This is a genomic window from Burkholderia sp. Bmkn7 (assembly GCF_041103175.1).
Taxonomy (GTDB): Bacteria; Pseudomonadota; Gammaproteobacteria; order Burkholderiales; family Burkholderiaceae; genus Burkholderia; species Burkholderia cepacia.
This window is the reverse complement of record NZ_JBGCUH010000002.1, coordinates 100,160-118,666: the sequence shown is the minus strand read 5'-3', so window position 1 is coordinate 118,666 and position 18,507 is coordinate 100,160. Positions and strand designations below refer to the sequence as shown.

General features: G+C 66.6%; 18 protein-coding genes and 1 pseudogene. 12 read left to right on the top strand and 7 right to left on the bottom strand.

Going from position 1 to position 18,507, the window contains the following annotated elements:
- Positions 1-65 precede the first annotated feature (65 nt).
- Positions 66-638 (top strand): Fur family transcriptional regulator, encoded by a 573-nt coding sequence (locus AB3K92_RS06335; RefSeq protein WP_369464679.1) that lies wholly within the window; start codon positions 66-68, stop codon positions 636-638.
- Positions 639-741: 103 nt separating this feature from the next.
- Here the strand turns inward: AB3K92_RS06335 and AB3K92_RS06330 are convergent, their stop codons facing one another.
- A complete protein-coding gene (locus AB3K92_RS06330; protein ID WP_059559890.1) occupies positions 742-1,581 on the bottom strand; it encodes a helix-turn-helix domain-containing protein in 840 nt (279 codons plus the stop codon).
- Between the two features lie 226 nt (positions 1,582-1,807).
- On the opposite strand from AB3K92_RS06330, the gene AB3K92_RS06325 reads away from it, so the two are divergent.
- From AB3K92_RS06325 to AB3K92_RS06300, 6 genes and pseudogenes are all read left to right on the top strand, one after another.
- Positions 1,808-2,218 (top strand): hypothetical protein, encoded by a 411-nt coding sequence (locus AB3K92_RS06325; RefSeq protein WP_059496349.1) that lies wholly within the window; start codon positions 1,808-1,810, stop codon positions 2,216-2,218.
- 81 nt (positions 2,219-2,299) lie between these two features.
- Positions 2,300-2,872 carry a cupin domain-containing protein gene (locus AB3K92_RS06320; RefSeq protein WP_369464678.1) on the top strand — a complete coding sequence of 191 codons (573 nt, stop codon included), beginning with the start codon at positions 2,300-2,302 and terminating at the stop codon, positions 2,870-2,872.
- A 228-nt stretch (positions 2,873-3,100) separates the two neighbouring features.
- Positions 3,101-3,508, top strand: a pseudogene (locus AB3K92_RS06315) (succinate--CoA ligase subunit alpha); the annotation flags it as partial.
- A 96-nt stretch (positions 3,509-3,604) separates the two neighbouring features.
- The gene (locus tag AB3K92_RS06310) at positions 3,605-3,727 is read left to right on the top strand and encodes a hypothetical protein (RefSeq protein WP_264171881.1); all 123 of its coding nucleotides are present in this window, start codon (positions 3,605-3,607) and stop codon (positions 3,725-3,727) included.
- A gap of 116 nt (positions 3,728-3,843) precedes the next feature.
- Positions 3,844-5,034: a M20 aminoacylase family protein gene (locus AB3K92_RS06305; protein WP_059487458.1), complete on the top strand. Its 1,191-nt coding sequence runs from the start codon at positions 3,844-3,846 to the stop codon at positions 5,032-5,034.
- A 56-nt stretch (positions 5,035-5,090) separates the two neighbouring features.
- Positions 5,091-6,422: an MFS transporter gene (locus AB3K92_RS06300; RefSeq protein WP_369464677.1), complete on the top strand. Its 1,332-nt coding sequence runs from the start codon at positions 5,091-5,093 to the stop codon at positions 6,420-6,422.
- A 41-nt stretch (positions 6,423-6,463) separates the two neighbouring features.
- Here AB3K92_RS06300 and AB3K92_RS06295 read toward each other — a convergent pair whose 3' ends face one another.
- Positions 6,464-7,384, bottom strand: coding sequence for a LysR family transcriptional regulator (locus AB3K92_RS06295; protein WP_021156434.1), 921 nt, complete (start codon positions 7,382-7,384; stop codon positions 6,464-6,466).
- Positions 7,385-7,520: 136 nt separating this feature from the next.
- Here AB3K92_RS06295 and AB3K92_RS06290 point away from each other — a divergent pair, with 136 nt between their 5' ends.
- Together AB3K92_RS06290 and AB3K92_RS06285 are read left to right on the top strand one after the other, a co-directional pair.
- Complete coding sequence (locus AB3K92_RS06290; protein ID WP_369464676.1) at positions 7,521-8,294, top strand: transporter substrate-binding domain-containing protein; 774 nt, start codon at positions 7,521-7,523, stop codon at positions 8,292-8,294.
- A 59-nt stretch (positions 8,295-8,353) separates the two neighbouring features.
- Positions 8,354-9,469 (top strand): succinylglutamate desuccinylase/aspartoacylase family protein, encoded by a 1,116-nt coding sequence (locus AB3K92_RS06285; protein ID WP_060218902.1) that lies wholly within the window; start codon positions 8,354-8,356, stop codon positions 9,467-9,469.
- A gap of 158 nt (positions 9,470-9,627) precedes the next feature.
- On the opposite strand, the gene AB3K92_RS06280 is transcribed toward AB3K92_RS06285, so the two are convergent.
- Positions 9,628-10,614: a LysR family transcriptional regulator gene (locus tag AB3K92_RS06280; RefSeq protein ID WP_369465765.1), complete on the bottom strand. Its 987-nt coding sequence runs from the start codon at positions 10,612-10,614 to the stop codon at positions 9,628-9,630.
- Positions 10,615-10,765: 151 nt separating this feature from the next.
- Between AB3K92_RS06280 and AB3K92_RS06275 the strand changes: the two genes are divergently transcribed.
- Positions 10,766-12,085, top strand: a complete 1,320-nt coding sequence (locus tag AB3K92_RS06275; RefSeq protein ID WP_369464675.1) for an MFS transporter — start codon at positions 10,766-10,768, stop codon at positions 12,083-12,085.
- Positions 12,086-12,169: 84 nt separating this feature from the next.
- Positions 12,170-13,684 (top strand): M81 family metallopeptidase, encoded by a 1,515-nt coding sequence (locus AB3K92_RS06270; protein WP_369464674.1) that lies wholly within the window; start codon positions 12,170-12,172, stop codon positions 13,682-13,684.
- Between the two features lie 145 nt (positions 13,685-13,829).
- Here the strand turns inward: AB3K92_RS06270 and AB3K92_RS06265 are convergent, their stop codons facing one another.
- Positions 13,830-14,618: an IclR family transcriptional regulator gene (locus AB3K92_RS06265; RefSeq protein ID WP_059487748.1), complete on the bottom strand. Its 789-nt coding sequence runs from the start codon at positions 14,616-14,618 to the stop codon at positions 13,830-13,832.
- A gap of 227 nt (positions 14,619-14,845) precedes the next feature.
- Here AB3K92_RS06265 and pcaF point away from each other — a divergent pair, with 227 nt between their 5' ends.
- Positions 14,846-16,048: a 3-oxoadipyl-CoA thiolase gene (gene pcaF / locus AB3K92_RS06260; protein WP_027790454.1), complete on the top strand. Its 1,203-nt coding sequence runs from the start codon at positions 14,846-14,848 to the stop codon at positions 16,046-16,048.
- A gap of 130 nt (positions 16,049-16,178) precedes the next feature.
- Here pcaF and AB3K92_RS06255 read toward each other — a convergent pair whose 3' ends face one another.
- The 3 genes from AB3K92_RS06255 to AB3K92_RS06245 all read right to left on the bottom strand — a co-directional run bounded on the left by AB3K92_RS06255 (position 16,179) and on the right by AB3K92_RS06245 (position 18,203).
- Complete coding sequence (locus tag AB3K92_RS06255) at positions 16,179-16,658, bottom strand: DUF523 domain-containing protein (protein WP_369465764.1); 480 nt, start codon at positions 16,656-16,658, stop codon at positions 16,179-16,181.
- A gap of 130 nt (positions 16,659-16,788) precedes the next feature.
- The gene (locus AB3K92_RS06250) at positions 16,789-17,349 is read right to left on the bottom strand and encodes a GNAT family N-acetyltransferase (protein ID WP_060074429.1); all 561 of its coding nucleotides are present in this window, start codon (positions 17,347-17,349) and stop codon (positions 16,789-16,791) included.
- On the bottom strand, positions 17,346-18,203 hold the full coding sequence (locus AB3K92_RS06245; RefSeq protein ID WP_048023452.1) for a class I SAM-dependent methyltransferase: 858 nt from the start codon (positions 18,201-18,203) through the stop codon (positions 17,346-17,348). Before AB3K92_RS06245 ends, AB3K92_RS06250 begins: the two co-directional genes overlap by 4 nt.
- Between the last annotated feature and the right edge of the window lie 304 nt (positions 18,204-18,507).

The window sequence follows — 18,507 nt, the reverse complement described above, 5'->3', positions numbered from 1 at the left end:
ATTGGCCACGCGGCTCCGCGTTGTCGCGAACAACCGGAAGTTATGCATAACGAAGGAATACGGATATGGACTCGCACGACGACCCGCCTCGGATCATTGACCTGATTACATCATTCGGTGGCAAGCGCCTGCCGTCTGGCAAACACACGATGAAGCACACCATAGCAGCCTGTCCGGCGACCACACCGCCGATGTCGTCTCAGGAACAACGATTGGCGGCCAGCCGACTGCGACCGACGATCGCTCGTACCCGTGTCCTGTCCGTACTGGAACAGGCGGCGCCGCGCTGTCTCGATGCCAGTCAAATGTATCGCATCCTCTGCACGCAACTCGACAGCCTCAAACCGGCCTCGATCTACCGTGCGCTGAATGATTTATGGACCTCCGGCTTGCTGGTCCGTACGGAGGGCGCTCAAGGCCGCGCACTCTACGCGCTCAAGCCGGACAGCAAGAACCTTCAGAACGACACCGTGCGCTGCCGCTGTGGTGCGCGGTTGGTTTTTATCGAGGATCGGGCATTGCACGAGCATCTCCGATCACTGGCGACCAAGGAAGGCTTCGATCTCGACAACGAGCCAGCTTTTTCCATCACCGTGACGTGTGCGGAATGTCGGTCGTCCCGCAGGGGAAGAGAGTAGGTGACCTTAAAACAAGGTCGCCCGATCTGACAGAGGCTCGCCGCTTTTTGCCGCCAGGCCTCCATGCTCGGTGGACGACGGCACGCTCCACTCGAGGTGAGACTCATTCGGGAAGCACGATGCCGCGCACGGCATCAGACTGGGCGTTTGTCGTTCGATCGGAAAGGTATCGTGCTGGCGGCTTGCCTACCGCCTTGCGGAACATGGTGATGAACCCGCTGGCATTTTCGTAGCCCAGTTCCAGCGCCACCGTTTGCACGCTTTCGCCGATGGTCAGGCGTTGAAGCGCAAGGATCACATGCAGTTGCCGGCGCCAGCGTCCGAAGCTCATGCCGATTTCGTGCAGCAGAAGCCGGCTCATGCTTCGCTCGCTCATGCCAATGCGGGTGGCCCAATCGCCCTTTGAGGTTTTGTCGGTCGGATCGGCCAACAGCATTTCCGCGAGTCGGCGCAATCGCGGATCACGCGGCATCGGCAAATGCAGGTCTTCGACCGGAGCCGCCGCCAACTCATCCAGCAACGCGGCAATCAGTCGGTCTTCCCGGCCTCCCGACGGGTATAACGCGGGGAAGCCGGCCACCTTCAGAAGCAACTCGCGCAGCAATGGCGAGACCGAGATCGTGCAGCAGGTTTTCGGAAGATCCGGTGCGGCATCAGGCTCCACGAACAGGCAATGACATTCGGTTTCACCGGATCCCCGTGCCGAGTGGGGCAAGTCTCCCGGTATCCATACCGCGCATTGCGGCGGCACGATCCAGACACCGTTTTCGATTTCGCAGTTGAGGATGCCACGGACGGAGTAAAGCAGTTGCGCCCTGCGGTGCCGATGCCTCGCATGTTCCCAGCCCTTGGCTACCGACATGGCACTCAGGGCGACAACGGGCCGGGGCAGGTTATCCACGTCCTTGGCCGCGGTCGGATCGGTGATGGCAATGCTTGACATGATGCGTATCGGGCTTCGGATCCAAGATGAGGCGCTGGCCTAATTGAAAAATATTATGGCCAACTTGTGCAATGACGTCCAGTCATTCCGTCGGTATCGTGTGATTGACCATGCTGGTCGTTCTGCTCGCCAGGGCTATTGTGCTTCCGGTCCGGAGGGATATCCCGTTTTCCTGACGAAGTGGGGCTGCCAGCTATTTCCCGTGATGCGCCGAAGGAGTATTGGCATGTTGATTGACGCCTCGAAGTTCCCGCTGGTCTGGATGCGACTAAACGCGCCAGGCACCGAGCCCACAGCCTCGCCTTTCGCCGAGTTCGAGGGATTGCTCGCACGGAAGGAGGTTTTCGTTTTACTCAACGACGAGGGGCTTGATAAAGGCGAACACGAACATTCGCCGGAAGAAAGGAAGCAAACCTCGCTTTGGATGAAACGCCACAAGAGCGAATTGCAGACCTTCGTCAAGGCAGGGATCTACATCGAACCGAATACCGCCAAGCGACTGGCGACCAAGGCGTTCGCTCTGGTGTACGAAAAATTTTGGGGCTATCCCATGCTCACGGTTGCGACGAAAGACGAGGCGCTGGCCCTGGCGCGGAGGTTGTTGCCGGGCGAGCAAACGGATGCATCGTCGCACTAGGCCCGACTGATGAGGTGGGTCGGAATCTGGAGGCCGGCGTGTTAAGAGGCGGTACGAGTACCGAAGAAATGAGGCAGGTCAATGGCATCGAAAACGGTCGAAACCCGGCGCGCCGTCTCCGTCGGCAGCAAGATTCGCTTGCTGCGCCAGCGCCAGGGTCGCACGCTGGACGACATCGCGACCGTCTCGCAGCTTTCCAAGTCCTTTCTTTCGCAGGTCGAGCGAGATCACGCCAGCCCGTCGATCACTTCGCTCGCGAGCATCGCGAAAGCGCTGGGTGTGTCCGCCAGCTATTTCATCGATACGCCGACCGAGGAAAGTTGCGTGCGACGCCGTAAGGATCTGCGGTACTTCGCCTTCGCCGATTCCGCCGATCTGCTCGCGCGCCTGTCGATTCGGCCGGGCGACCGCCAACTCGAAGCGATTCTCGTGCGCATGTCGCCCGGCGAGCGACCAGGCAAAGAAACCACGCACGCGTGCGAGGAATTCGTGCATGTGCTCAGCGGTGAAGTGACGATCACGCTGGAAGGCAAAACGTTCGTGCTCGGCGTGGGTGACAGCGCGCACTATGAATCGACAATTCCGCCTATCTGGACCAACACGCGCGACGACGAAGCCGTGCTGGTCTGGGTCGGCACGCCGCGGCTGCTTTGACCGGCGCGCGGCGCGCACATGGACGCGCGGCGAATCTTGCGGGGCCGTAGACGCCTTTTTGTGCCCCCGCCATTGCTTCCGGCCCACGCTCCGATCCGTACCTCGACGCCTTTCCCCGGCAAATGGCGTTTCCGGCACACCCAAGCCATGATGGTCGAGCGAGATCATGTTGTTTTCTGGGTCACGGGAGAGGCCCACAAGAGTGGATGCATGATGCGTCGCGCGTGTTCGGGCACGCTGACGTATGAAGCCGTTGCGCAGCTGACGGCACTGGGCCTCGGCCAGTCGTCGGCAGTCGGTATCGGCGGCGACCCGATCAACGGTCTGAAGCACATCGACGTGATGAAGATGTTCAACGACGATCCGGATACGGACGCAGTCGTGATGATCGGCGAAATCGGCGGTCCGGACGAAGCCAACGCGGCAGAGTGGATCAAGGACAACATGAAGAAGCCGGTCGTCGGCTTCATCGCGGGCGTCACGGCGCCTCCGGGCAAGCGCATGGGCCACGCCGGCGCGCTGATCTCGGGCGGTGCGGATACGGCCGAAGCGAAGCTGGAAATCATGGAAGCGTGCGGTATCACCGTCACGCGCAACCCGTCGGAAATGGGCCGTCTGCTGAAGGCCTCTCTGTGATCCGCGCGATTTTCCCGTAGAAACAATGATCTTGAAGTTGGTCGGCCGTGCCTCGATGTCACGGCCGATCTCTGCCGCTCCCATTTTGGCAATTCGGTGGAACAGGTGCGAATCGGCAGCGACCTGGTGGCGCAGGCCGGCATGAAGATGGATGAAATCGTGCCGAACGTGGACGAAAGCCACAAAGCGATGAGCCGACTACGCATTAACCCTGATTAAAAATACTTATCACGGTGAAAAATTCCGCATCTTATTGAACCGATATCGGCTGGCTATAGTGGCTCGCTTTCCCGCACGCGCCACCGGCGTGCGCAGACAAACGCAGGAGCCCCTTGATGACCACCGATACCCGCTTCACCGAAGTCGAGGATCTGATGCCCGCCGCCGGCGGGCTGCGCGAGATCCGTCACCACATCCATCACCACCCCGAACTCGCGTACGAAGAGCACGATACGGCCGCGCTCGTCGCGGACAAGCTCGAGCAATGGGGCTGGCAGGTGACGCGCGGGGTCGGCAAGACGGGCGTGGTCGGCACGCTGCGGGTGGGCGACGGCGCGCGCAGCATCGGCATTCGCGCGGACATGGACGCGCTGCCGATCGTCGAGGCGACCGGTCTGCCGTATGCGAGCGGCACGCACGGCAAGATGCACGCCTGCGGCCACGACGGCCACACGACGATGCTGCTCGGCGCCGCGCAGCATCTCGCGAAGACGCGCAACTTCTCGGGCACCGTACACCTGTACTTCCAGCCGGCGGAAGAGCACGGCGTCGACAGTGGCGCGAAGAAGATGATCGACGACGGCCTGTTCGAACGCTTCCCGTGCGATGCGGTGTTCGGCATGCACAACCATCCGGGCGCGGCGCCGGGCGTGTTCCTCACGCGGCGCGGCCCGTTCATGTCGGCGGGAGACAAGGCGATCATCACGATCGAAGGCGTCGGCGGCCACGCGGCACGGCCGCACCTGACGGTCGACCCGGTCGTCGTCGCGGCAAGCATCGTGATGGCGCTGCAGACGATCGTCGCGCGCAACGTCGACCCGTCGCAGCCGGCGGTCGTCACGGTCGGCTCGATGCACGCGGGCACCGCGAACAATGTGATTCCGAACGGCGCGCGCCTCGAGCTCAGCGTGCGGTCGTTCAGCCCGGAAGTGCGCGCGCTGCTCAAGCGCCGCATCACCGAGCTGGCCGAAACGCAGGCCGCGAGCTACGGCGCGAGCGCGAACGTCGAGTACATCGAGGGCTATCCGGTCGTCGTCAATACGGACGCCGAAACGGATTTCGCCGCGCAGGTCGCTCGCGAACTCGTCGGCGATGCGCACGTGGTCGAGCAGACCGACCTGCTGATGGGCAGCGAGGATTTCGCATTCATGCTGCAGCAGCGGCCGGGCTCGTTCGTGCGGCTCGGCAACGGCGAAGGCGAGGACGGCTGCATGGTGCACAACCCGAAATACGACTTCAACGATCGCAACCTGCCGATCGGTGCGGCGTTCTGGACGCGTCTCGTCGAGCGTTACCTCGGGCAGTGATCGCGGCGGCGGCGCGCGGCCGCCGCTTCCGGCCGCATTGACAGGAGAGGATAGCGATGCAGAAAGACCATCTCGCGCTGCACCCCGCGTCGACGGGCGTGGCCGAAGCCGGCGCGCCGGGCGCGCCTGCCGTCACGCGGCGCGGTGCAATCGCGGCGGCCGTGATCGGCAACTGGCTGGAATTTTTCGATTTCACCGTGTACGGCTTCTTCGCGGTGCTGATCGGCAAGCTGTTCTTCCCGTCGAGCGACCCGACCACGTCGCTGCTGCTGTCGGTTGCGACGTTCGCCGCCGGTTTCTTCACGCGGCCGCTCGGCAGCGTCGTGCTCGGCGTCTATGCGGACCGGAAGGGGCGCAAGGCCGCGCTGAACCTGACGATCATGCTGATGGCGCTCGGCACCGGCCTGATCGCGATTGCCCCCACGTATGCGCAGGTCGGCGTGGCCGCACCGCTGCTCGTCGTGTTCGCGCGGCTGATGCAGGGCTTCTCGCAGGGCGGCGAATTCGGCGCGGCGACGACGACGCTGCTCGAACAGGGCGGCACGTCGCGCCGCGCGTTCCGCGCGAGCTGGCAGCTCGCGACGCAGGGCGGGGCCGCGCTGATGGGCTCGGGTTTCGCGGCGCTGCTGTCGAACACGATGACGAAGGACGCGCTCGAAAGCTGGGGCTGGCGGCTGCCGTTCCTCGTCGGCGTGCTGATCGCGCCGGTCGGCATGTACTTGCGCCGCCGGCTCGCGGACGATGCGCCCGGCGACAGCCATCACGGGATCGAGCGCGGCGTGCTGCACGAGCTGTTCTCGAAGCACACGCGCACGGTGCTGCTGCTGATGCTCACGGTGATGGGCGGCACGGTGTCGACCTACATCCTGACGTTCTACATGCCGACCTATGCGATCCACACGCTCGGGCTGCCGATGAAGCTGTCGATGTTCGTCGGCGTCGCGTCGGGCTGCGTGATGCTGGTCACGTGCCCGCTGTTCGGCTGGCTGTCGGACCGGCTCGGCAGCCGCCGCCTGCCGATCTTCGTCGGCCGCGGCGTGCTGGTCCTGTTGCTGTTCCCGGCGTTCTGGCTGATGAACCATCACCCGACGCTGTCGGTGATCCTGCCGCTGACCGCGCTGATGCTGCTGTTCTATTCGCTCGGCTCGGCGTCGGAAATGGCGCTGATGTGCGAGTCGCTGCCGCGCCACGTGCGGGCGACCGGCATCTCGATCGCGTATGCGCTCGCGGTGACGATCTTCGGCGGCACCGCGCAGCTGATCGCGACCTGGCTCGTGAAGACGACCGGCAGCAAGCTCGCGCCGGCCGGCTACGTGGCCGCGTGCGTGGTGCTGTCGCTGATCGCGGTCGCGATGCTGCGCGAGACGGCGCGGGAGTCGCTGGACTGACGCGCGGCACGGCAAGGCGGGCGGCGGGCTGCAGTACGCGCTTACCGCCCGCGCACCATCCGCAGGTACGACGCGAGCATCGTCGCGAGTTCCTGCGCGGCCGGCGTCAGCGGCACGGCCGCGCGCTGCAGCAGGCAGATGTCCTGCGATTCGGCCTGCTCGCGCACGGGCACCTTCGCAAGCGCGCCGGCGAACGGCCCGTGCCGCGTGATGGCTTCGGTTTCGAGCGCGAGGGAATCGGTCTGCGTGACGATCTGCAGCGTCTCGAACATCCCTTCGACGGTCGCGAGAATCCTCGGCGGCGGCTGGCCGTGCGCGTCGAAGTACGCGAGCAGCCGGTTCACGACCGGGTCGGCGCTCAGGTTCGGCGAGCGCGTGGACACCCACCCGTAACCGGCCAGTTCGGCGAGCGATTTTGCGTGCATCGCCGGATGCCCGTTGCGGCACACGACCACCGGCGCTGAAGCACGCAACGGCGTGACCGCGAGATCGGTCGTGTCGGTCTGCTTCGCGACCAGCGCGATCGCGAAATCCACCGCGCTTTCGCGCAGCCAGCCGATCATCATCCGCGACGTGCCGGTGCGCAGGTGCACGTCGACGTTGTCGAAGCGCGCGCGGAACGCGCTGAGCACCGGCGCGAACGCGTCGATCAGCGGTTCGGCCACGAGGCCGAGCGTGACGGTGCCTTCGTACGCGCCGCTCAACTGCCGGATCTCCCGCTCGACCTGCTCGCATTCGCCGAGGATCGAACCGGAGCGCGCGAGCAGCCGCTGGCCGACGGCGGTCGGCACGATCCCGCGATTGGTGCGCGTGAACAGCGTCGCGCCGAGCGTCGCCTCGAGGCTCTGCAGCTGCTGCGTGACGCCGCTCTGCGCGAGATCGAGCGCGCGTGCGGCGGCGCGCAGGCTGCCGTGCTCGACGACGGCCTGGAAGATGCGGAGCTGGGAGAGCGTGAACGCCATGGGCACGCGCGGGGCCGGTGATCGGAAATACCGATCATGATAAGGCAGTCGATGGTTCCGGCGCCGGCCCGTGTCGCCTACGATCGCAGGCAGTCCGGCTGATGCCGTTTGCGTTCCTTCCTGTCCTCCGTCGACCATGAAACGTATCCTCGTCCCGCTCGTTTCCCTGTGCGTTGGCTGGGCCGCCACGTCCGCGTTTGCACTCGACGCGCATGTCGTGCGCCTCGGCATCGATCCGACCTATCCGCCGATGGATGCGAAAGCGCCCGACGGCAGCCTGAAGGGCTTCGACGTCGATCTCGGCAACGAGATCTGCCGCCGAGCGCAGTTGCGCTGCCAGTGGGTCGAGCTCGAATTCGCCGGGATGATTCCCGCGCTGCAGGCGCGCAAGATCGACGCGATCCTGTCGTCGATGGCGATCACCGAAAAGCGCGAGAAGCAGATCCTGTTCTCGTCGAAGCTGTTCCGCTTCAAGTCGCGGCTCGTCGCGCGGCCCGGGAGCGGCCTCGGCAGCACGACCGCGTCGCTGGCCGGCAAGCGTGTCGGCGTGCAGTCGGGCACGCAGTTCGAATCGTGGGCGCTCGCGCACTGGGCGACGGCCGGCGTGAGCGTGGTGCCGTACAAGAGCCAGGACGACGTGTTCGCCGATCTCGTCAACGGCCGCCTCGACGCGGCGCTGCTCGGCACCGTGGAAGCCGACTACGGCTTCCTGCGCCAGCCGCGCGGCAAGGGCTTCGCGTTCGTCGGCACGCCGCTCGACATGGGCGATCGCGGCGTCGGCATCGGCATGCGGCAGTCGGATACGGCGCTCAAGGCGTCGATCGACGGCGCGATCGCGTCGATGCTGAAGGACGGCACGTACGACCGGATCGCGAAGCAGTATTTCGACTTCAACCCGTACGGCGACTGAGCGCCGAGCCACCGCGCCGTTGCACCCGCGGCCCCGTTTTCAACCGTTCGAGACCCTCGATGCAGATTCGCACCACGCCACTTCTGTCGCCGTCGATCGGCACGCAGCGCACGCTGACGAGCTTTCATTTCGGGCCGGCCGGCACCGGCCGCAAGATCTACCTGCAGGCCGCGCTGCACGCGGACGAGACGCCCGCGATGCTCGCGGCGTTCGTGCTGAAGCAGCGTCTCGCGCAGCTCGACGCTGAAGGCCGGCTCGCGGCCGAGATCGTGCTCGTGCCGGTCGCGAACCCGGTCGGCCTCAATCATCATCTGCTCGGGCAGTTCATCGGCCGTTTCGATCTTGCGAGCGGCCGCAACTTCAATCGCGGTTTCCTGCCGCTCGCGGACATCGCCGCGCGTGCGCGCGATCGGCTCGGCGACGACGGCGAGCGCAATCGCGCGATCGTGCGCGAATGTGTCGGCGCGGCGCTCGACGATATCGCACCGCGTACGGAATTCGATGCGCTTCAGCTGGCGTTGCTGAAGCTGTCGTTCGATGCCGAGGTCGTGATCGACCTGCATTGCTCGCTCGAAGCGGTGATGCACGTGTACACGAGCGATACCGCGTGGCCGCAAGTCGAGCCGCTTGCGCGCTATCTCGGCGCGCAGGTGTCGCTGCTCGCCGAGGATTCGGGCGGGCACGCGTTCGACGATGCGCATCATCTGCTGTGGTCGCAGTTGCGGCAGCACTTGCCGGCCGGCACGCCGATGGCGGCCGGCACCGTGGCCGTGACGGTCGAGTGCCGGGGGCAGCGCGACGTCACGTACGACCATGCGGAGCGCGATGCCGATGCGCTCGTCGCCTATCTCGTGTGGCGCGGCGCGGTACGCGGCGAACGCGTGCCGCTGCCGCCGCTCGCCGGGCCGGCCACGCCGCTCGCGGGCAGCGAGCAGTTCTACGCGCCGGTGAGCGGGATCCTCGTGCACCGCGCGGCGATCGGCGCGACGATCCGCGCCGGCGATCCGCTGTTCGACATCGTCGATCCGCTGACCGACGCGATCACGACGATCTCGAGCGGGACCGACGGCGTGTTCTACATGCGCCGCGCGATTCGTTTCGTCACGGCCGGCGCGCCGCTCGGCCGCGTGACGGGTGCCGTGCCGGTGCGCAAGGGGATGTTGCTCGGCGCGTGACGAGCGGCGCGCGTCGCACGCGACGAACCCGACCTGTATGAGATCGTCGAGAAACTTCGGTTTCCTCAGATAATCGCTGGCCGCTCGATCCCGGCCTGCACCGGGCCGGCCGCCTGGAGACGGCCGGCGGACGCAGGCCGCATCGTCAGCCGGGCCGTTCATGGCCCGCCGCGACGCACGGCAGCACGCTTGCCTGACTTGCCGCGCGCCGTTGTCCCGCGGTTGCGGCCGCCCGCGTCCGAAAACATCTTCATGTCACGGAGGATGCCGCGCAGCAGCGTATCGGCTGCCACCCCGAGCGTGCGTCCGGCCTTGACCAGCAGCCTCGCGTTGGCTGCCTCGAGCAGCGGATGGGCGACGGGAACGGCGACGAGTTCTCCCGCCTCCAGTTCCTGATAGGCCGCGAACGCGGCGAGCAGCGTGACGCCGTCGTTGCGCCTGACGAAGTGGCGCAGCACGGCCAGCGAATTGGTGGTCAGCGTCGGGTGGAGCTGGATGTTCTCCGCATAGGCGAGCATCTGCACGGCCTGCCCGAGACCGAACGCCGGCGGCATCAACGCAAGCGGATACCCAGCGAGTTCGTGTACCGCGACGGGCCGGCCCCGCACGGCGAGCGGGTGCCTGGGATGCACGAGCGCCACTACCGGCTGCGGCGCGGTGGCGACGTACTCGATGTCCGGATGCGCCGGGGGATTGTAGGCGAGGCCGATATGCGCGCGGCTCTCGGCGACTTCCTGCAGCAAGGTGCTGACCGGAAGGATATCGACGGTGACGTCGAGCTTCGGATAGCGCGCGCAAAAGTCGGTGAGCACCTCGTCCATCAGGCAGTCGATATAGCCTTCGCTGGTGGCGATGCGGATCTGGCCGTGTTGCAGGCCGTGCAGCGCCTGCAGGCGGTCTTCGAACAGTTCCTGCTGGGAGCGGCAGCCGCGCCAGTATTCGAGCAGGTGCGCCGCGGCTTCGGTCGGCCGGACGCCGCGCGGCTGGCGCTCGAACAGCGGCGCCCCGATTTCTTCCTCGAGCAGCCGGATCTGCCGCGTGATGACGGACGGCGACGTGTTGATGCTGTCGGCCGCGCCGCGGATCGAGCCGTGCGTCAGGACTTCATGGAAATAGCGCAGGCGGCGCTGGTTCAGTTCGCGCATGGTGTCGGTCCGTTTGCCGTGGAAGTGTTGCTCGTTGAGCAACGATAACTCGCTTAGGTTGCTATTGCGCTGCTTTTTCGGCTCCTCGACGATTCGAACGGAGTCGATCATCGATGCGGGATTCGAAGCAATACGCCCTAAAGGAGAGCGCATGTCCGCCATTCCATCCCCTCAAGACCCGGTCGCGCCCGACAGCCCGGCGCATCAGGCCCTGTACCGCAAGCTGAACTGGCGCCTGCTGCCGTTTCTGCTGCTCTGCTACACGTTCGCCTATCTCGATCGCGTGAATATCGGGTTCGCCAAGCTCTCGATGCAGAGCGACCTGGGGATCTCCGATGCGGTGTACGGGCTGGGCGCGGGCATCTTCTTTCTCGGCTATGTGCTGTTCGAGATCCCGAGCAACCTGCTGCTGCCGCGGATCGGCGCACGCAAGACCATCAGCCGGATCATGGTGCTGTGGGGCCTGACCTCGGCGGGCATGATGTTCGTCCGCGACGAGACCACCTTCTACGGGATGCGCTTCCTGCTCGGCGTGTTCGAGGCCGGTTTCGCGCCGGGGATGATCTTTTACCTGACCTACTGGTATGGCCAGCGCCGCATGGCCGGCGTGATGGCGGTCGTGATGCTCGCGGGCCCGATCGGCGGCGCCTTCGGCTCGCCGCTGTCGGCGTGGCTGATGACCGGGCTGTCCGGTGCCCACGGCCTGGCCGGCTGGCAGTGGATGTTCATCGTCGAAGGCCTGCCGTGCGTGCTGCTCGGCGCGCTCGCACTCAAGGTCCTGTCCGACCGGCCGGCCGACGCAGCCTGGCTGACCGGCGACGAGAAGCGGTTGCTCGCCGCCGAGCTGCACGCACCCGGCGCCGGTCATCACTCGTTCGGACAGGTGTTGCGCGACCCGCGCGTGTACCTGCTGGCGTTCGCGTACTTCACGATCATCTGCGGGATTTACGCGGTGAGTTTCTGGCTGCCGTCGATCCTCAAGGCCGACGGCGTGACCGACACGATGCAGATCGGGCTGTACTCGATGATCCCGTACGTCTGCGCCGCGATCGCGATGATCGTCATCGGCCGCCGGTCGGACCGCCGCGGCGAACGCCGTTTCCACAGTGCCGTGCCGGCCCTGATCGGCGCGATCGCGCTGGCCGTGGCGACGACGGCCAACGGCAATCTCGTCGTCTCGCTGGTCGGCATGACGATCGCCACGTCGATGATCTGGGCCGCGTACACGGTGTTCTGGGCGATTCCATCGCAATACCTGAAGGGCGACGCGGCCGCGGGCGGCATCGCGCTGATCAATACGATCGGCCTGATCGGCGGCTTCCTGAGCCCGACCATCATCGGTGCGATCCACTCGGCGACGGGCAGCATGGCAGCCGGCCTGCTGGTCATGGTCGCGCTGCTGGTCGCGGGCGCCGCGGTGCTCGTGGCGAACCGGCTGCCCGCGCCGCGCGACGCGTTGGCGACGGCGTGATATCGCGGGCCCGCAGGCGCTCGCGACCTCCGTCGCGGCGTGGCGCGGCCCGTGCCTTGACTACCTGTTTCCGGAGACACGTTTTTGAACACGCGGATCTTGATTGCCGGCTTTCAGCATGAAACCAATACGTTTGCGCCGTCGAAAGCCGCTTACGCAAACTTCGAGCGCGGCGAGGGCTTCCCGGCCATGGTGCGGGGCGACGACGTGCTTGCCCTGCGCGACGTCAACATTCCCGCGGGCGGATTCATCGTCGCGGCGGAACGACGCGGCTGGAGCCTGCTGCCGGTCATCTGGGCGGGCGCGAGCCCGTCGGCCCACGTGACCGAGGATGCGTTCGAGCGCATTGCCGGCGAAATCCTCGCGGCAGTTCGCAGCGGAGGCTACGACGCGGTGTACCTCGACCTGCACGGCGCGATGGTCGCCGAGCATACCGACGACGGCGAAGGCACGTTGCTGGAGCGCGTGCGGGCCGTGGTCGGCCCGGCCGTGCCGGTGGTCGCGTCGCTCGACCTGCATGCCAACGTGACTGCGAAGATGCTGCACGAGGCCGACGCGCTGGTCGCCTTCCGCACCTATCCGCATGTCGACATGGCCGAGACCGGCGAACGCGCGGCCGTGCTGCTCGAGCGCCTGCTCGTCTCGGGGGCGGCGGGTAGCCGCCCGCTGCATCGCGCAGTGCGGCGGCTGCCGTTCCTGATCCCGATCAACGGCATGTGCACGCTGCTCGAGCCTGCGCGCGGCATGTATGCGGAGCTCGCGGCGCTGGAAACCGGGGCCGTGGCGTCGCTGTCGTTCGCGCCGGGTTTTCCGGCGGCCGATTTTCCCGAATGCGGCCCGGTCATCTGGGGTTACGGCGACGACGCCGCATCGGCCGAGGCCGCCGTGCAGGCACTCTACGACAGGATGCTGGCGGACGAGGCTGCGTGGCAGGTGCCGTTCCTGTCGCCCGACGCTGCCGTGCGCGAAGCGATGCGGCTTGCCGACGGGGCCGACAAGCCGGTCGTCATCGCCGATACGCAGGACAACCCCGGCGCGGGCGGCGACTCGAACACGACGGGCATGCTGCGGGCATTGCTGCGCAATGGCGCGAGAGAGGCGGCGATCGGCCTGATCTGGGACCCCGCTGCCGCGGCGGCGGCTCATCGCGCCGGGGTCGGGGCGTTCGTCGAGCTGGCGCTCGGCGGCGTTTCCGGCGTGCCCGGCGACGAGCCGGTCCACGCGCGTTTCGAGGTCGTGAAGTTGTCCGACGGCGTATGCCGGTACGACGGCCCGATGATGAACGGCATGCGCGCGGATATCGGCCCCGTCGCCTGCCTGCGGATCGATGGTGTGCTGATCGTGGTGAGCAGCGGCAAGGCGCAGATGCTCGACCGCAATCTCTATCGCGTGGGCGGCGTCGAGCCGGAAGCGATGCGCATCCTCGTCAACAAGAGCTCGGTGCACTTTCGCGCCGATTTCCAGGGGATCGCCGAGGCGGTGCTCGTTGCCACGGCGCCGGGCCCGATGACGGCCGATCCGGCCGAGTTGCCCTGGACCCGACTCGCTCCGGGCATCCGGATGAAGCCGATGGGCGACGCATTCGCCGGCAACGGCTGAAGCACGGCACGCCGCCGGCGCGTCGGTGCGCCGGCGAGCGGGCGGCTGTCCTGGACAACGCCGTCGCGCCGGCCGACACAGTGCGCCGCGCGTCGTTTCACGCCGCGCGGCGTGCTTGTATCCGTACCCGCGCGCGGCTCGGCGCTCACCCGCGCCGCGCCACCAGCTCCGACACCGTCTGCGCGGCCTGCTGCAGCGGCTCGAGAAACTCCTTCACCATCTGCTTCGCGGTATGCCGCTGCGCGTTGCCGCTGATGTTCATCGCCGCGATGACCTGCCCGCGCCGGTTGCGAATCGGCGCGGACAGCGACATCAGGCCCACTTCGAGCTCCTGGTCGACCACGGCCCAGCCCTGCTGGCGCACCTGTGCGATCGCCGCCTTCAGTTCGCCGAGGTCGGTGATCGTGCGCGGCGTATGCGCGCGGATGCCGCTTTGCGCGAGCGTTTCGTCGAGCGCGGCATCGTCGAGCGCGGACAGCAGCACGCGGCCCATCGACGTGCAGTACGCGGGCAGCCGACTGCCGATCGACAGGTTGATCGTCATGATCTTGCGGGTCGGCACGCGCAGCACGTAGACGATCTCGGTGCGATCGAGCACGGCCGCCGAGCAGCTTTCGTGGATCTGCTCGGACAGTTGCTCCATCACGGGATCGGCGAGATTCCAGAACGGCATCGACGTGAGGTACGCGAAGCCGAGCTCGAGGATCTTCGGCGTGAGCCGGAACAACCGGCCGTCGGCCTCGACGTAGCCGAGCGTCTGCAGCGTGAGCAGGATCCGGCGCGCGCCCGCGCGCGTGAGCCCGGTGGCCGAGGCGACCTCGGTGAGCGTCTGCTCCGGACGGGCCGCGTCGAACGCGCGGATTACCGCGAGGCCGCGCGCGAACGACTGTACGTAGGAGTCGCCGGGTTTCGTCTGAGTGTCTTCGGTAGTCATGAGCGCCTGGAATATCGTGCAGCCGAGAAGATAGCGCACGGGGCCCGACACGCCAACCGCACGGCGGGCCGGGCGCTTGACAGGTCGTCCCCGCACTCCCTATGATGCGTTGAACGTTCGATACACGATCTTATGTTCGTATATAGAACATTTAAGCGCATCCCGGCGGGCAATGCAAGGGGCGCGCCCTGTTCATTCCCCAGCCTGTCCTGGGACCGGAGACACTGATGACCGAAGCTTTTCTGTGTGATGCGATCCGTACGCCGATCGGGCGTTACGGCGGTGCACTGTCCGGCGTGCGCGCCGACGATCTGGGCGCGGTGCCGCTCAAGGCGCTCGTGGAGCGCAACCGCGACGTCGACTGGACGGCGATCGACGACGTGATCTACGGCTGCGCGAACCAGGCCGGCGAGGACAACCGCAACGTAGCGCGCATGTCCGCGCTGCTCGCGGGGCTGCCGCAGGGCGTGCCGGGTTCGACGATCAACCGCCTGTGCGGTTCCGGGATGGATGCGGTCGGCGTGGCCGCCCGTGCGATCAAGTCCGGCGAGGCCGCGCTGATGGTCGCGGGCGGCGTCGAGAGCATGACGCGCGCGCCGTTCGTGATGGGCAAGGCCGCGAGCGCATTCGCGCGCCAGGCCGACATTTACGACACGACGATCGGCTGGCGCTTCGTCAATCCGTTGATGAAACAGCTGTATGGCGTCGATTCGATGCCGGAGACGGCCGAGAACGTCGCGGTCGACTACAACGTCAGCCGCGCCGACCAGGACCTGTTCGCGCTGCGCAGCCAGCAGAAGGCCGCGCGTGCGCAGCAGGACGGCACGCTCGCCGAGGAAATCGTGTCGGTCACGATTCCGCAGAAGAAGGGCGATCCGGTGGTCGTGTCGCGCGACGAGCATCCGCGTGAAACGTCGCTCGAAACGCTTGCGAAGCTGAAGGGCGTCGTGCGTCCGGACGGCTCGGTGACGGCCGGTAACGCGTCGGGCGTCAACGACGGTGCCGCCGCGCTGCTGCTCGCGAACGAGGAAACCGCAAAGCGCTTCGGCCTGACGCCGCGCGCCCGCGTGCTGGGCATCGCGACGGCCGGCGTCGCGCCGCGCGTGATGGGCATCGGCCCCGCGCCCGCCACGCAGAAGCTGCTCGCCCGGCTCGGGATGACGATCGACCAGTTCGACGTGATCGAGCTGAACGAGGCGTTCGCATCGCAAGGTCTCGCGGTGCTGCGCATGCTCGGCGTCGCCGACGACGATCCGCGTGTGAACCCGAACGGCGGCGCGATCGCACTGGGCCATCCGCTCGGCGCATCGGGCGCGCGTCTCGTGACGACCGCGATGTACCAGCTGCATCGCACGAACGGCCGCTTCGCGCTGTGCACGATGTGCATCGGCGTCGGTCAAGGCATCGCGATCGCGATCGAACGCGTCTGACCCGCGTTTCATGTCTCGTGGCGAAGCGGCGGCTACGAGTCGCCTCGCCGCGAGACCGCTTCGCGTCTTGACTGATTCGCCGCTTTGGAAACGATGCGCGGCACGAGGATGCTCGTGCCGCGCATCGTCGTTAACCGGCCTGCGACAGCTCCCTGAGACGCGCCTCGAGCGCGTCGATCTCGGTGTCCGCGAACACTTCGATCCCGTGCTCGTGCAGCAACGCCGCCGTGACACCGGCGCCCGCGTGCCGCCGGTTCCCGAAACTCCCGTCATGGATGAACGTGCTGCCGCACGACGGACTGCCGTCGGCCAGGATAGCGAAGCGGCAACCGTGCGTGCGCGCGAGGGCCAGCGCGGTTTGCGCGCCGGCGACGAACGGCGCTGTCACGTCCGTGCCGTTCACGTCGACGATGCGCGCGGCGCCCGACAGCACCTGCTGACCCGATGCGCCGCCGGCGATTTCGGCGGGCGGGCGCGGCACGCTGAAGCCGCCGGCCAGTTCGGGGCAGACGGGCACGAGACGCCCTTCGCGCTGCCACCGTTCGAGTGCTACGTGCGCGGCGGTCTTGGCCGAGCCGTTGTAACGCACCGGATGGCCGACCACGCACATGCTGACGAGGATCTTCGGTATGGTTGGCGGTTGTGCTTCGTCCTGCAATTTTGCTCTCCGTAATTGCGCGATGGCCGATGGCAGACGAGGCAACGCGGGACATCCCGCGCTTCACCCGCGTGCCGGCGCTTCAGGCCGCGGGCCCTTCCAGATGAATGTCTTCCGGCTCGAGCGCGTAAAGCGCCGGGTCGGGCGATGTGCTGACCGTGAAGCCGAGCCGCAGGTAGAAGTCGATCGTGCGCTGCGACGGCGTCGCGGACACGTACAGGCGTGCGGCGCCCATCGCGCGCGCCTGCTCGCGGGCCGCGCGGTAGAGCTGCTCGCCGAGCCCGCAGCCGCGCCAGTCGCGGCTCACGTGCAGGAACTTCAGTTGCAGCATGTCGCCGTGCGGGCCGAGCGGCCGGCTGTCGACGACGACCGCCGCGACGAGCCGTTCGCCGTCGAACATGCCGAGGCACCAGCCGCCGCGATCGTGGCAGTCGAGCAGGATCGGCGTGTAGTGGTCGGCTTCACCTTCCGGCCAGCCGCCGACGTCGTAGAACTCGGGAACGAGATGCAGCGCGCCGTCGCGCAGCACGTACAGGTGCTCGATGATCTCGCGCCGGTCGATGGTCCACACGAGCGGCACTTCGTCGCGCGTGAGCGGGCGTGCGGAAAGCGCGTCGCGTTCGGCGGCGGTGCGGCGCGTCATGCGGCCTCCCGATGCGCGGCGATCGCATACATCAACGGCAGGCTCGGCATGTGACCGGGCGGCACCATCCGGCGGCCGTCCAGCTCGCGCATGCCATCGAAGCCCTTCCAGCCGTTCGAATACGGATATTCGGTCAGGCGGTCGATGGTGAGCCCCGCCGACACGAGTGCGTTCACGACCTCGCCGATGCCCCACATGAACTCGTAGCTCGGATGCGGGTTCGCGAAATCGACGACGCCAGGATGGTCGTGCTGCGCGCCGAGCCCCGTGCCGGATACGGCGACGTAATCGCCGACGCCTGCCGGTTCCTCGGTCGCGTCGCTTTTGAAATAGTCATAGTGCGGCTTCCACTGTTCGTCGAAATACAGCGCGAACGGATGGAACTCGACCATCGCGAAACGGCCGCCCGGCGCGAGCAGCGCGGCGATTCCGCGCGCCCACGCGTTCAGGTCGGACAGCCAGCAGATCGCGCCATACGACGTGAACACGCGATCGAAGCGCTCGCCGCGCGCGGCGGCCTCGGGCATCCAGTCGAGCACGTCGGCGCGCTCGAAACGCGCGGGCAGGCCCGCGTCAGCCGACAGTTGCCGTGCGAAGGCGATCGCTTCGTCGGAGATGTCGACGCCCGTCGCATCCGCGCCCTCGCGCACGAGGCTCAGCGTGTCCTGCCCCGCGTTGCACTGCAGGTGCAGGAGCCGCAGCCCGCCGACGTCGCCGAGCAGTTCGCGTTCTTCCGGATAGAGCGTCGAGCCGCCCGCGCGGAAAAACGCGGCCTGATCGCCTTTGTGGCTGTTATGCGCGACTGTCGCGCTATTCCAGGACAGCCGATTCAGTTCGTGTAATGCCTTTTTCATCGAATTCGAATACCGGTTGAATGGAGCAGGATAAACGGAATCGTTTCGCCGCGTGCAACGGCTGATGGCGTTGGTCTGCCGCGCGACGTCGTCGCGCAGCGTGGCGTGACATCTGGATGAACGCTCGCGGCGATTATTGCCGGATTATTTGATCGAAATCATGGCGGCGGGCGAATTGGATATTTTATGCGAGGAAAGGGTAAGGTTTTTCCCCAATATGCCGACAGTAAGATGAAGACCGTCGTTAAGCGATAAACCGTTTTTCGGCTACTGAGCGTGATTTCAGCGCGACGCGGACGACAGA